Origin of the sequence: Pseudarthrobacter sp. TAF60_1 (assembly GCF_052113505.1) — a bacterium.
Taxonomy (GTDB): domain Bacteria; phylum Actinomycetota; class Actinomycetes; order Actinomycetales; family Micrococcaceae; genus Arthrobacter.
Window position 1 is genome coordinate 1 of sequence record NZ_JBFRDI010000002.1, and the last position, 12,647, is coordinate 12,647.

13 protein-coding genes, 1 other RNA gene and 1 pseudogene are annotated in these 12,647 nt (G+C 64.2%); 9 read left to right on the forward strand and 6 right to left on the reverse strand.

Annotation, left to right across the window (positions count from 1 at the left end):
* Positions 1-161 (forward strand): annotated as a pseudogene (locus AB4Y73_RS02235) (L-idonate 5-dehydrogenase); the annotation flags it as partial.
* A gap of 42 nt (positions 162-203) precedes the next feature.
* Here AB4Y73_RS02235 and AB4Y73_RS02240 read toward each other — a convergent pair.
* Complete coding sequence (locus AB4Y73_RS02240; protein WP_441867956.1) at positions 204-932, reverse strand: FadR/GntR family transcriptional regulator; 729 nt, start codon at positions 930-932, stop codon at positions 204-206.
* A gap of 173 nt (positions 933-1,105) precedes the next feature.
* On the opposite strand from AB4Y73_RS02240, the gene gndA reads away from it, so the two are divergent.
* Both gndA and AB4Y73_RS02250 read left to right on the forward strand, forming a co-directional pair.
* Positions 1,106-2,542 (forward strand): NADP-dependent phosphogluconate dehydrogenase, encoded by a 1,437-nt coding sequence (gene gndA, locus AB4Y73_RS02245; RefSeq protein WP_441867958.1) that lies wholly within the window; start codon positions 1,106-1,108, stop codon positions 2,540-2,542.
* 109 nt (positions 2,543-2,651) lie between these two features.
* Positions 2,652-3,506 carry an oxidoreductase gene (locus AB4Y73_RS02250; protein WP_441867960.1) on the forward strand — a complete coding sequence of 285 codons (855 nt, stop codon included), beginning with the start codon at positions 2,652-2,654 and terminating at the stop codon, positions 3,504-3,506.
* 3 nt (positions 3,507-3,509) lie between these two features.
* On the opposite strand, the gene epsC is transcribed toward AB4Y73_RS02250, so the two are convergent.
* From epsC to msrA, 3 genes are all read right to left on the reverse strand, one after another.
* Positions 3,510-4,094 (reverse strand): serine O-acetyltransferase EpsC, encoded by a 585-nt coding sequence (epsC, locus tag AB4Y73_RS02255; RefSeq protein ID WP_441867962.1) that lies wholly within the window; start codon positions 4,092-4,094, stop codon positions 3,510-3,512.
* 39 nt (positions 4,095-4,133) lie between these two features.
* A complete protein-coding gene (gene cysK, locus AB4Y73_RS02260; RefSeq protein WP_441867964.1) occupies positions 4,134-5,069 on the reverse strand; it encodes a cysteine synthase A in 936 nt (311 codons plus the stop codon).
* Positions 5,070-5,134: 65 nt separating this feature from the next.
* Positions 5,135-5,659 (reverse strand): peptide-methionine (S)-S-oxide reductase MsrA, encoded by a 525-nt coding sequence (gene msrA / locus AB4Y73_RS02265; protein ID WP_441867966.1) that lies wholly within the window; start codon positions 5,657-5,659, stop codon positions 5,135-5,137.
* Between the two features lie 99 nt (positions 5,660-5,758).
* On the opposite strand from msrA, the gene AB4Y73_RS02270 reads away from it, so the two are divergent.
* Both AB4Y73_RS02270 and AB4Y73_RS02275 read left to right on the forward strand, forming a co-directional pair.
* Complete coding sequence (locus AB4Y73_RS02270; RefSeq protein WP_441867968.1) at positions 5,759-6,676, forward strand: Nif3-like dinuclear metal center hexameric protein; 918 nt, start codon at positions 5,759-5,761, stop codon at positions 6,674-6,676.
* Positions 6,677-6,753: 77 nt separating this feature from the next.
* Positions 6,754-7,491, forward strand: a complete 738-nt coding sequence (locus tag AB4Y73_RS02275; protein ID WP_441867970.1) for a zinc ribbon domain-containing protein — start codon at positions 6,754-6,756, stop codon at positions 7,489-7,491.
* 66 nt (positions 7,492-7,557) lie between these two features.
* Here AB4Y73_RS02275 and AB4Y73_RS02280 read toward each other — a convergent pair whose 3' ends face one another.
* Together AB4Y73_RS02280 and AB4Y73_RS02285 are read right to left on the reverse strand one after the other, a co-directional pair.
* Entirely contained in the window at positions 7,558-8,322 is a 765-nt protein-coding gene (locus AB4Y73_RS02280; protein ID WP_441867972.1) for a YaaA family protein, read from the reverse strand.
* A gap of 61 nt (positions 8,323-8,383) precedes the next feature.
* Entirely contained in the window at positions 8,384-9,211 is an 828-nt protein-coding gene (locus tag AB4Y73_RS02285; protein WP_441867974.1) for a slipin family protein, read from the reverse strand.
* 131 nt (positions 9,212-9,342) lie between these two features.
* Between AB4Y73_RS02285 and rnpB the strand changes: the two genes are divergently transcribed.
* The 4 genes from rnpB to AB4Y73_RS02305 all read left to right on the forward strand — a co-directional run bounded on the left by rnpB (position 9,343) and on the right by AB4Y73_RS02305 (position 12,645).
* Positions 9,343-9,728: RNase P RNA component class A (gene rnpB / locus AB4Y73_RS02290), an RNA gene on the forward strand.
* A 256-nt stretch (positions 9,729-9,984) separates the two neighbouring features.
* A complete protein-coding gene (locus AB4Y73_RS02295; RefSeq protein ID WP_441867976.1) occupies positions 9,985-11,463 on the forward strand; it encodes a glyceraldehyde-3-phosphate dehydrogenase in 1,479 nt (492 codons plus the stop codon).
* 81 nt (positions 11,464-11,544) lie between these two features.
* A complete protein-coding gene (locus tag AB4Y73_RS02300; RefSeq protein ID WP_441867978.1) occupies positions 11,545-11,748 on the forward strand; it encodes a hypothetical protein in 204 nt (67 codons plus the stop codon).
* 99 nt (positions 11,749-11,847) lie between these two features.
* Entirely contained in the window at positions 11,848-12,645 is a 798-nt protein-coding gene (locus tag AB4Y73_RS02305; RefSeq protein ID WP_441867980.1) for an HNH endonuclease family protein, read from the forward strand.
* Positions 12,646-12,647: the final 2 nt, after the last annotated feature.

Consider the following 12,647-nt stretch of genomic DNA (forward strand, 5'->3'; position numbering starts at 1 on the left):
ACGAAATCGACGACGTCATCACCGCCCTCGCCGACGGCACCCTGCACATCGAACCCGTCATCACCCACGACTACCCGCTCACCCAGGGCCTGGAGGCCTTCACCACCGCCAAAAACTCCGCCGAATCAGGCAAAGTCCTGCTCAACTTCGGGCCCGAGTAGGGCCCGTGGGTGCGGCCGATCGGGTCAGTTCCTGCACTTCGTTCAGGTCCGGCGGACCGGGATAAACACCCGGGGCTGATCTGTCCAGGTTCCAGAAAGCCTGGAGGTGGTGCGCCGCATGATCTGTTCGGAGGCGCTGCGGGCGGCCGCGGCGTCTCCTGCTGCCACGGCCTCGGCCAGGTCAATATGCCACTGCAGGGCGCCTTCATGGGGGTGCTCCGGCATCAGGCCATGGACGGTGCGGCCGGTGAGGGTCTCGGCCACCTGGCCCATCAGGTTGGCGAACATTTCGTTGCCCGAGCCGGAAAGGAGTACCGAGTGGAAGGCGATGTCCAGCTCCAGGAACTTCTGCGCCTCCCCGTTGTGGCCGGCGTCGCGCATGGCATGGGCAATGTCCACAAGTTCAGTGCGCAGCTCCGCCGGTGCGTTGTTCGCGGCAAGTTCTGCAGCGGCGGGCTCGACGGCGGACCGCAGTTCGATCAGCGACCGCAACTGGGCGCCCCGTCCGTCACTGGAAAGCCGCCAACGGATCACCTGCGGATCAAAGGGATTCCAGCGGCTGGGCGGCAGTACACGGATGCCAACACGCTTGATGGTTTCCACGAGACCCAGCGACTGAAGAACACGCACAGCTTCACGGACCACGGACCGGGAAACCTTCAGCTCTTCCTCCAGCTGCTCGGCCAGCATAACGTGTCCGGTGGGGAGGTCGCCCTTGATGATTCGGGTGCCAACATTCTCAATGGCACGGTGATGCAAGCTGGTGGACATGGTGTCAAGCCTAAACGGGGTTTGGCCGGCTGTGTTCCACGAAGTGGGAGCCGCTTCCCCTCAGCGCGTCGAATATATATGCTTTAATCGGATCCATCGGTTCGTGAGAGCGTGCTTCGCAGCGAACGCGGAGCCATCTGCACGTCCATTGCACACAATGAATTGGAGTTTTGATGTCTGCACACATCGGTGTCACCGGCCTTGCGGTGATGGGAGCCAACCTGGCCCGCAACCTAGCCCGCAACGGTTTCACGGTTGCCCTGCACAACAGGTCCGTGGAAAAGACTGACGCACTGCTCGAAAAGCACGGCACGGACGGCAACTTCGTCCGCACCGAAACCCTGCAGGAGCTGGTCGACTCCTTGGAGAAGCCGCGCCGCGTCCTGATCATGGTCAAGGCCGGCAAGCCGGTGGACTCCGTCATCGAGCAGCTTGAACCGCTGCTGGAAGCCGGTGACATCATCATCGACGCCGGCAACTCGCACTACGAGGACACCCGCCGCCGCGAAGCCGCACTGGCCAAGAAGGACCTGCACTTTGTGGGCGTCGGCGTTTCCGGCGGCGAAGAGGGCGCGCTGAACGGCCCGTCCATCATGCCCGGTGGTTCGAAGGAGTCCTACAAGGCCCTCGGTCCGCTGCTCGAGAAGATCTCCGCCAAGGTGGACGGTGAGCCCTGCTGCGCCTGGATTGGCACGGACGGCGCCGGACACTTCGTCAAGATGGTCCACAACGGTATCGAATACGCCGACATGCAGGTCATCGGCGAAGCCTTCGACCTCCTCCGTTCAGGTGCCGGCATCGAGCCCGCCGAACAGGCCAGGATTTTCACCGAGTGGAACAAGGGCGATCTGTCCTCCTTCCTGATCGAAATCTCCGCCGAGGTCCTCGGTCACGTTGACGCCAAGACGGGCAAGCCGTTCGTTGACGTCGTGGTCGACGCCGCAGGCCAGAAGGGTACCGGCCGCTGGACGGTCATCTCCGCCCTTGAGCTCGGTTCGCCGGTTTCCGGTATCGCCGAGTCCGTTTTCGCCCGCGCTCTTTCTTCCCAGGCCGAGCAGCGCAAGCTCGGTCAGGAGCTGCTGGCAGGCGGGGAAGCCGCCGTCGAAATCCCGGAAACCTTTGTTGAAGACGTCCGTAAGGCACTGTACGCCTCCAAGCTGGTCTCCTACGCACAGGGCCTGGACATGCTGACTTCCTCTGCCAAGGAGTACGGCTGGGACCTCAAGCTGGACGAGATTGCCTCCCTGTGGCGGGCCGGCTGCATCATCCGCGCCGAACTGCTCAAGGACATCACCAAGGCCTATGCCGCTGACGAGAAGCCCGCAAACCTGTTGTTCGCGCCGGCCTTCACCCAGGCCATTGCCGACGCCCTGCCGGCCTGGCGCCGCGTGGTGGCCACGGCTGTCCAGCTGGGCATCCCGGTGCCGGTGTTCTCCTCCTCCCTCGCGTACTACGATGGCCTGCGCCGCAAGCGCGTGGCTGCCGCCCTGATCCAGGGTCAGCGTGACCTCTTCGGCGCCCACACCTACGGCCGCGTCGACGCCGAGGGCACGTTCCACACCCTCTGGGGCGAGGACAAGTCCGAAATCGAAGCGGTGGACACGCACTAACACCGCTTACTGCATCACCCTGCGGCCGGCACTTCCGAAGATAGTCTGGGAGTTGCCGGCCGTTGGTGTGTGCGCCAACCGCGGTGTCCGTCCAGCCAAGGAGTCCAAGGTGCCCAAGCCAGTCGCATTCATCACGGGAGCGTCCACCGGAATCGGGTTCGAGGCGGCAAAAGCGCTCAGCGGCCATGGCTTCCTGGTGTATGCGGGAGCCCGCCGGGTGGACAGGATGGAGGCGCTGGCGGCGCTCGGCATCCAGGTCCTGGCACTTGACGTGACAGACGAGGACTCGATGCGTGCCGCCGTCGGACGTGTCCTGGAGGAACGGGGACGGATAGACGTCCTGGTCAACAACGCCGGCTACGGATCCTACGGGGCGCTGGAAGAGGTGGATTTGGCCGAAGGCCGGCGCCAGTTCGAGGTGAATGTCTTCGGGCTGGCCAGGATGACGCAGCTGGTTTTGCCCGCCATGCGGCAGGCCGGCCGGGGCAGGATCATCAACATTTCGTCCATCGGCGGAAAATTCTATGAGCCGCTCGGGGCCTGGTACCACGCCTCGAAGTTCGCGGTGGAGGGCCTCAGTGATTCGCTGCGGCTGGAGCTGAAGCCACACGGGGTCAGCGTGTCGATCATCGAGCCCGGCGGCACCATTTCAGAATGGGGGCGCGTGGCCGCCCGGGGGCTGTATGAGACCAGCGGCACTGGACCATACGCCTCCCAGGTGCAGCTGATGTCCGGTGCCTTGGCCTCCACGGACCGGGCCGAAACCTCCACACAGCCGGGGGTTATCGCCGCGGCGATCGTGCACGCAGCCACGTCACCCCGGCCCCGGACCCGCTACCCGGCCGGAAGGGGAGCCCGGGCAATCCTGACCCTGAGGCGGATCCTTCCCGACCGTCTTTTCGACCCCCTGGTGATGCTGGTGCTGAAACGGGTCGCCGGAGGAAAAGCCGCAGGACGGGAGTAAGCGTCAGATCCGGTATTCGATGTCGTACTCGGCGGGGTCAACCGCGGGTTTGGTCTCGCGCTGGGCGTCGCGGTGGCGCCATCTGGCCGGCACACCCGTAACTATCGACTCCGGCGGCGCGTCCTTAACCACCACGGCGTTGGCGCCCACGGCGCTGTCCCGGCCGATGGTGATGGGCCCCAGGATCTTGGCGCCGGCACCGATGGTCACCCGGTCCTCGATGGTGGGGTGGCGCTTGACCTTAGCCAGAGACCGTCCACCGAGCGTTACGCCGTGGTAAATCATGACGTCTTCACCGATGTCGGCTGTCTCCCCAATGACCACGCCCATGCCGTGGTCGATGAAGAAACGGCGGCCGATCGTGGCGCCCGGGTGGATCTCGATCCCGGTCGCAAACCGTCCGAGCTGAGACAGCAGGCGTGCGGGAAAGCGCAGCGCAGGATTTTGCCACAGCCGGTGCGTCAGCCGATGGATCCAGATGGCGTGCAGCCCTGAATAGGCGAAAAAGTTCTCAAAAGAACCTCGAGCCGCCGGGTCGTGGGACCGGGCGGCGTCGAGGTCTTCCTTTAGTCTTGCGAAAAAGCCCACAAAGTTCTTTCTACAGGAAACGGGGCGACAACGGCTGGATCAGCCGCGGATGTCGTCATAGAGCACGGTGGAGATGTAACGCTCGCCGAAGTCGCATACAACGGCAACGATCAGCTTGCCGGCGTTCTCGGGGCGTTTTGCAAGTTCCAGGGCGCCCCAGACGATGGCGCCGGAGGAGATGCCGCCGAGGATGCCTTCCTTGACGCCGAGGTCACGTGCCACCCGCACGGAATCCTCCAGGGTGGCGTCCAGGACCTCATCGTAGACGCTGGTGTCCAGCAGTTCCGGGATGAAGTTGGCGCCCAGGCCCTGGATCTTGTGCGGGCCCGGGGCGCCGCCGTTCAGGATGGCTGAGTCCTTCGGTTCCACAGCCACGATCTGGACCTCGGGCTTGCGCTCTTTCAGGACCTGTCCGACGCCGGTGATGGTTCCGCCGGTGCCGATGCCGGAGACAAAGATATCCACCTTGCCATCGGTGTCGGACCAGATCTCCTCGGCGGTGGTTTCGCGGTGGATCTGGGGGTTTGCCTCATTGGCAAACTGCTGGGCCCAGATGGCGTTCTCGGTGTTGGCCACGATTTCCTGGGCCTTCTCCACGGCGCCGCGCATGCCCTCGGAACCCGGGGTCAGCACAATCTCGGCACCGAACGCGCGGAGCATCACGCGGCGTTCGGTGGACATGGTTTCCGGCATGGTCAGGATGACCTTGTAACCGCGGGCTGCGCCCACCATGGCGAGGGCAATGCCCGTGTTGCCTGATGTGCCTTCAACAATGGTGCCGCCGGGCTTGAGGGCCCCCGACTTCTCGGCGGCGTCCACGATGGCTACGCCGATGCGGTCCTTGACGCTGTTGGCCGGATTGTAGAACTCAAGCTTGACCGCCACGGTGGCGTCCAGTCCTTCGCTCAGCCGATTCAGTCGAACCAGCGGGGTTCCGCCGACCAGCTGCGTTACATCGTCATAGATCCGTGCCATGTACATACGCCTATCTCAAGAAGGATGAATACTGAGGTCAGCCTAACGACGGCCTGCTGCCGCTGCTAAGCATTAAGCCATGCAGAGTAATATTTCCGGGCCTTGGCCAGCTTGGGGTTGATGATCACCTGGCAGTAGCCCTGCTCAGGGTACTTGGCGTAGTAGTCCTGATGGATGTCCTCAGCCACATGGAACCGTGACAGCCGGCTGACTTCGGTGACGATCGGACGGGACCACAGGGCCTGGTTCCGGTCAATGGCCTCTTCGAAGAGAATCTTTTCCTCAGTGGTCTCATAGAACATCGCCGACCGGTACTGCGTACCCACGTCATAGCCCTGGCGGTTAAGCGTGGTGGGATCGTGCAGCGCAAAGAACATGTCCAGGATGACTTCCGCGGGAACGACGGCCTCGTCGAAGGTCACTGCCACCGCTTCGGCATGGCCGGTGGTTCCACTGCAGACCGAGTAGTAGTCAGGCTGCGGATCGTGGCCGCCTGTATAGCCGGAGATCACTGAGCTGACGCCCTTGGTTTTCTGGTAGACGGCGTCCAGGCACCAGAAGCAGCCTCCGCCGAGAACAAAAGTTTTCATGACCTCTTCAATGGTTGAGCGCCCCGGATGATTCCCTGACCACCCTACGAGACTGTGGCACGTGCCTGCCAAACGGCGTGATGGGGTAAAACTGAGTCTATGGAATCTGCAGACACCGGCGTTACAGATGCGGACAGGGACGGCACCGGCTCCGGGGACAGCACTGAGGCAGAGGCCCCGCTTGCGCCCACCCTGGGCCAGGTCCTGCTCGCCGTTGAGGAGCTCTGGCCCGAGTCCCTGGCCGAAAACTGGGATGAAGTGGGTCTGGTGGCAGGCCACCCCTCTGCTTCCGTAACCCGGGTGATGTTTGCCGTGGACCCCACGCTGGCGGTAATAGACGAGGCCGTGGAGTGGGGTGCCGAGCTGCTGATTACCCACCACCCGTTGCTGCTTAAGGGGGTCACGTCGGTGGCTGCCACCACCGCCAAAGGTCAGGCAATCCACCGGCTCATTGAGTCCGGTACGGCGTTGCTGACCGTGCACACCAACGGCGATTCCGCCGTCGGTGGAGTTTCTGATGTCCTGGCCGATGCGCTCGGACTGGAGGATGTTGCGCCGCTGACCGTCGCGGCGAACGGGCTCCCCGAGGAGGGCATTGGCCGCGTGGGTGATCTTTCGGAGGTCATGAGCCTGGGTGATTTCGCCGCGCGTGTTTTCGGCATCCTGCCGTCCGTAGCCGGGGGAGTCCGCGTTTCCGGCGACAAGGACGGCCTGGTGCGGCGCATTGCGGTTTGCGGTGGTGCTGGAGACTCGCTGTTCGACGAGGTGCGGGCAAGCAGCGCCGATGTTTATGTCACCGCCGACCTCCGGCACCATCCCGCGTCCGAAGCCCGGGAATCGGCAGTGAACGGCAGGCCTTACCTCATCGACGTGTCGCACTTCGCCAGCGAATGGCTCTGGCTCCCGGCGGCCGCATCGGCACTGGGCAATGTGCTCGCTGACCAGGGCCACGATGTGGAGATCCGCGTCAGCGACACCAACAGCGATCCGTGGGACTTCATTCTGACTCCCGGCTAAGCAGGCTAGGCGCTAGAGTCTAGGGAGCGCCGATCGGTGCCCGGTTCCGGCCGGCAGGAATTAAGCGGAGGTAGCAGTTGGCTAAGGCAGCACCGGCAGAACAGTTGAAATTGCTCGAACTGCAGGGGCTGGACGCAAAGCTCAAGTCCCTGTCGAACCGCCGCCGCACCCTTAACTCTGATCCGCGGATCACCGATCTTGAGGCTGCACTCTCTGTCGCCAACGGCGAACTTGGCGGGGCCAAGGTGGCTGTCCATGACGCCGAAGCCGAGCTGAAGCGCGCGGAGGCCGACGTCGAGCAGGTCGCCAACCGCATTGAACGGGACGAGGCCCGGCTCAACAGCGGAACGGGCCTGTCCAAGGACCTCGTGGCACTCCAGAAGGACATCGCCTCGCTCAACAAGCGCCGCTCAGACCTTGAGGACGTGGAACTCGAAGTTCTGGAACGCCTCGACTCCCTGCGGGCCCGGCAGGCCGCCCAGCAGCAGATTGTTGACGACATTCAGGGCTCCTTCAGCGGCATCCGTGCCGAGCTCGATGCGGCCCTGGCTGAAGTGGATGCTGAAGAGCAGGTTGTTCGAAGCCAGCGTGACGAATTCGCCGCGGGGCTCGACGCCGGAATGCTGGCTATTTATGAAAAGACCCTCGCCAAGCGCGGCGTGGGCGCAGCACGGCTCTTCCACGGCACGTCCGAGGCCTCCGGAATGAAGCTGAGCCCCGGGGATCTTGCGGAGATCAAGGCCGCCGCCGAGGACGACATCGTGTTCTGTCCTGACTCCGGCGCCATCCTGGTGCGCTCCGCCGAATGGAACTAGGCTTTCCTGGGCCCACGCCGCCAGGGTTCCCTGGCCGAGCTTGCGAGGCGAGGGTGGCGGTGGGGATTAGTTGGGCAGGATGATGTTCAGCGCGTGGGGTTTCCGCTCTGAACCGTCCACCAGCTCCGCATCCCACTTTTCGCGCGTGGCTTTGAGCAGCTGAGCCGGGGATTGCGGGGCATTGCCGCGGCGGGACAGCAGGTGCCGTGCCAGCTCACCGCGGGTATGTTTCGCGAAGTGGCTCACCACCTTGCGCACGCCGTTCACCTCAGTGAACACGTTGACCGCCACGGTTTGCGACGGCGGGGGCGCCCACGCCGCGGCGTAGGTGCTGGAGCGGCAGTCCACCAGCAGGTGCCCGGCAGCCGCCTCAGCGAGGGCTTCCGAAAGCTGCGGCTTCCAGAAAGAGGCAAGGCGGCCGACGTCGGGCAGTGCAGTTCCCATCGACAGCCGGTACGCAGGTACCCGGTCAGCGAAGCGGATGGCGCCCCAGAGCGCGGAAACCACCAGTACCGATTCGTCCGCTTTGCGGCGCTGCGTCGACGTCAGCGTTTTGTACCCGAGGGCGTCGTACAGAACGCCGGAATAGATCTGGTGGGCGGGCGCCGCGGGTTCGGCATGGAGCCGGGTGTTGCGTTCGACGTCGTCCCTTAGTGAGGCGCCCACGCCCAGCAAAGCGAGCGCGTCCTCGTGCGCGCTGACCGTCCCCAATGCTTCGAGGGCTTTCGCCCGGTACGTGTTGAGTGCCGGAAAGCTCAGCGCGGGCCAGTCGACGGCGGATCCGCGGACTGCGGGGGTCTTGCCTTCGGAGGGGGGAAGCAGAATCAGCACCGTACGATCCTACCGGCGACCGCCCCACGCAGTTGTCGGGCGGGGATCAGATCCGCAGCCTTTAGGCAGCCTTGATGGGAGTGGCGGCCGCGTTCCCGGCATTGTGGGCCTGCGCCGCGAGGTTTTCGCGTGCCAGGAATGCGGAGAGCTCGCCGATGGTGCTCATCAAGGGGGCGGGGAACACCACCGTGGTGTTCTTGTCCACGCCGATTTCCACGAGCGACTGCAGGTTCCGCAACTGCAGAGCCAACGGGTGGGCCATCATGGTGTCCGAGGCGTCCCCGAGGGCAGTGGCCGCGATGGATTCGCCTTCGGCGGCGATGATCTTGGCCCTCTTCTCACGCTCAGCCTCAGCCTGCCGCGCCATCGCCCGTTTCATCCCCTCAGGGAGCTGGATATCCTTCAGTTCGACAAGGGTCACCTCCACGCCCCAGGCGAGGGTGAGCGCGTCCAGGATCTCCCGGATGTCACTGTTGATGCGCTCCGTCTCGGACAGCGTCTGGTCCAGGCTGTGCCTGCCGACTACCTTCCGAAGGGTGGTCTGGGCGATCTGGTTGATCGCCGCGGCGACGTTCTCGATGGCCACTACTGACTTCACGGCGTCCACGACCCGGTAGTAGGCCACCGCAGAGATGTCCACGCTGACGTTGTCCTGGGTGATGATGCCCTGTGACTGGATCGGCATGGTCACGATCCGCAGGCTGACCAGCGGAAGCCTGTCAACCACAGGAATGATGAAGCGCAGTCCCGGCATCCGCACACCGGCCACCCGGCCCAGCCGGAACAGGACACCCTGCTCGTATTGGCGCACAATCCTGGCTGACATCCTGGCGAGGATGACCACCACAAGCAGGACGAGGAGGAGTACAACAACGGCGGTGAGGTCCATATGATCACTTCCCGGTCTGGACGGTCCCGGGCCGTCACTAGCGGCCGGTTCCTCCCTCAATTGTCCCACCAGGCCCGCGGAAAGGATCCGGCGACGGCGGGGCCTCCTTCCCCGGTAGACTTGGTTCCGGATGGGTTGACCAGGCGGCCGCGCGTCACGAAAGTGGCTCGAGGAACGTCCGGGCTCCGTAGGGCAGGGTGGTGGGTAACGCCCACTCGGGGTAACCCGCAGGCCAGTGCCACAGAGAACAGACCGCCTGTGTTTTCCGTTTTCGGAAGGCTGCAGGTAAGGGTGAAACGGTGGTGTAAGAGACCACCAGCTTCCCGGGTGACCGGGAAGGCTAGGTAAACCCCACCCGGAGCAAGGCCAGACAGGGCACGTTTGAGGGCAGCCCGCCCGAGTGCCCGGGTAGGCCGCTGGAGGGCGTCGGCAACGGCGTTCGTAGATGGATGGCCGCTACTCCCGTGCTGGTAACGGCGCGGGAGCACAGAACCCGGCGTATCGGTCAACCCATCCCGCTAGATCTGCATGAATGGCATGTGAGTGACTTCACGTCCTCCACGGCTGTCCGGCACGGGCGCCCAGCCTAGAATAGAGAGCGAACGTAGAAGTTCTACCACCGGGTCTGCGTTCGCGCCGGTGGTTTTTCTTTGCGCTTCTCCACGGCACCCGGGATGAACAGAATCCCGCCGGTGCCAGAGCCCCTGGACAACGTCAGGTGGCCGACAACCGCATACGAGGACGTATGCGGCTGAACCGAGGAAGGTAGTTCTGTGAGCCAGACGTCAGATTCTTGTCTTGATACGTGGATGGGCCGGGAGGCTCTCGCCGAGGCCATGATTCCGGTGATTGGCCGGCTGTACCGCGAAAACAACGTGGTGACCAGCATCCACGGCCGCAGCCTGATCAACAAGTCCACCATGAACATCCTCAAAGCGCACCGGTTTGCCCGCCGCATGAGCAACACCGAGCTTCTGCTCGAAGAGACCGCGCCGCTGCTGAACGCCCTGGCCGAGCTGGAGCTCGGCGCGGCAGCCATCGATGTGGCCCGGCTGACCGAGAAGTTCAAGCTCGAAGGCAACGGCGCTTCCCTGGAAGAGTTCCTCCGCGCCGAATTGGCCGATGTTGTTGGCAAGCGCGGCGCTGATGACCGCACCAGCACCGACGTCGTGCTGTACGGCTTTGGCCGGATCGGCCGCCTGCTGGCCCGCCTCCTGATCGAAAAGGCAGGCGGCGGGCACGGCCTGCGCCTGCGCGCCATCGTGGTCCGCCGCGGCTCGGACAAGGACCTCACCAAGCGTGCCAGCCTGCTGCGCCGCGACTCGGTCCACGGCTCCTTCGAGGGCACCATCCGCGTTGACGAGGAAGCCAACACCATCACCGCCAACGGCGTCCAGGTCCAGGTCATCTACTCGGACAACCCGGCAACGATCGACTACACCGCCTACGGCATCAAGGATGCCCTGGTGGTCGACAACACCGGCCGCTGGCGCGACGCCGAAGGCCTGTCCCAGCACCTGCAGAGCAAGGGCGTTGCCCGCGTGCTCCTCACCGCTCCGGGCAAGGGCGCGCTGAAGAACATCGTGCACGGCATCAACCACGGCAGCATCGAGGATACTGACCAGATCGTCTCGGCGGCCTCCTGCACCACGAACGCCATCACTCCGGTCCTGAAGGCCATCAACGACAAGTTCGGCGTGATCCACGGGCACGTGGAAACCGTCCACTCCTTCACCAACGACCAGAACCTGATCGACAACTTCCACAAGGGCGACCGCCGCGGCCGTTCTGCCGCGCTGAACATGGTCATCACCGAAACCGGTGCGGCCACGGCAGTAGCAAAGGCACTGCCCGAACTCCAGGGCAAACTTTCCGGCAGCTCCATCCGCGTCCCCACGCCGGACGTCTCGCTGGCCATCCTGAACCTGAGCCTGGAAAACGGCACCACCAAGGATGAGGTGAACGATTACCTGCGCCAGATGTCCCTGCATTCGGACCTGCGCAAGCAGATCGACTACATCGATTCCCCAGAGGTGGTGTCAACGGACTTCGTTGGTTCCCGCCGCGCCGGCATCGTGGACGGCCTTGCCACCATCTCCAATGACAAGAACGTCATCCTCTATGTCTGGTACGACAACGAGTTCGGCTACAGCTGCCAGGTTGTCCGGGTCATGGAGGAGATGGCCGGAGTCAACCCGCCGTCCTTCCCTGCGAAGGAAGCTGCTGCAGCGTTGGCCGCAATCGCCGTCTAACTGAGGGCCGCGGCAGGGCAGGATTCCGACATCCCGGCTGATTCGCTGGAATCAGCCGGGAATCGGGACCACACTGGTGCCATGGATAACGAGACTCTTCACGAGACCACCCTTGAACACGCCCTTGACGTGGCCAAAGCCAACCACAAAGAGGCCGTCAGGCTCCTTGAGCAGGCCCGTGCCGCCCGGGCATCCGGCGACGTCGGCGAAGACCGCGTTCGGCAGTTGGAAAGCCTCCTCCACTTGGCCGAAGAAGATCTTCGACGAGTAGTCCGGGAGCAATAGCTCCGGCCACTGGTCCTCCCCACTGTGGATAACCGTCCCCGTGTCAATGGGGTGGCCTAGGCTCTTCTGGTGCGTACCATATCCGGAAGAGCTCCTTAGGTGACGGTCAGTTGGAGTGCCTACCGCCGTGCCCGCCGGCGCTCAAGACAGGCTTGGGCCTTGCTGGTGGTGTTGGCGCTGTCAGTGCTGGCTTCAGGCGTGTGGTTTTTCACGGCCGGCCAGTTCGCAGCCGCTGAACCCGCTGTTGCCGGACCAAGCGAGGCGCCAGTGTTCGACGGGACCTGGATGAAGCCGGTGGTGCCCGTTTACCCGGTACCGCAGGGGAGTGCCCGGGCCGCCTTGGAGGGGCTGGCCGTCACGGGACGTGCGCCGAAGGACACGTACCAGCGGGAGGCGTTCGGGCAGGCGTGGCAGGATGTTGACCGGAACGGCTGCGACACCCGCAACGACATTCTCCGGCGGGACCTCGCTTCTGTGGGCTTTACGGAGGGGTCCAAGTGCCTGGTAGCGTCGGGCGCCATCGTGGAGCCGTACACGGGCAGGGCCGTGGAATTCCGCCGCGGGCCGGAGAGCAGCAAGGAAATCCAGATTGACCATGTTGTAGCCCTCGGGGACGCCTGGCAGAAAGGCGCCCAGGGGCTAACCCCGCAGCAGCGCCAATCCCTTGCCAACGATCCGCTGAACCTCATCGCCGCGGACGGCCCCGCGAACCAGCAGAAGAGTGCCGGCGACGCCGCCACCTGGCTGCCAAAGAATAAGAACATCCGCTGCCACTACGTGGCCCGCCAGATCTCGGTCAAGGCATCCTACGGACTGTGGGTCACCCAGCCGGAGAAGGATGCCATGAAGCGGGTCCTGGACTCGTGCCCGGATCAGCCCACCATTACTGCCAGGTAACC

Excerpts from the sequence above, each read along its gene's own strand:
- msrA (WP_441867966.1), bottom strand. The coding sequence starts at position 5,659 with ATGAAAACTTTTGTTCTCGGCGGAGGCTGCTTCTGGTGCCTGGACGCC.
- AB4Y73_RS02300 (WP_441867978.1), top strand. The coding sequence starts at position 11,545 with ATGGATAACGAGACTCTTCACGAGACCACCCTTGAACACGCCCTTGAC.
- AB4Y73_RS02270 (WP_441867968.1), top strand. The coding sequence starts at position 5,759 with ATGGAATCTGCAGACACCGGCGTTACAGATGCGGACAGGGACGGCACC.
- AB4Y73_RS02285 (WP_441867974.1), bottom strand. The coding sequence starts at position 9,211 with ATGGACCTCACCGCCGTTGTTGTACTCCTCCTCGTCCTGCTTGTGGTG.
- gndA (WP_441867958.1), top strand. The coding sequence starts at position 1,106 with ATGTCTGCACACATCGGTGTCACCGGCCTTGCGGTGATGGGAGCCAAC.
- AB4Y73_RS02240 (WP_441867956.1), bottom strand. The coding sequence starts at position 932 with ATGTCCACCAGCTTGCATCACCGTGCCATTGAGAATGTTGGCACCCGA.
- cysK (WP_441867964.1), bottom strand. The coding sequence starts at position 5,069 with ATGGCACGGATCTATGACGATGTAACGCAGCTGGTCGGCGGAACCCCG.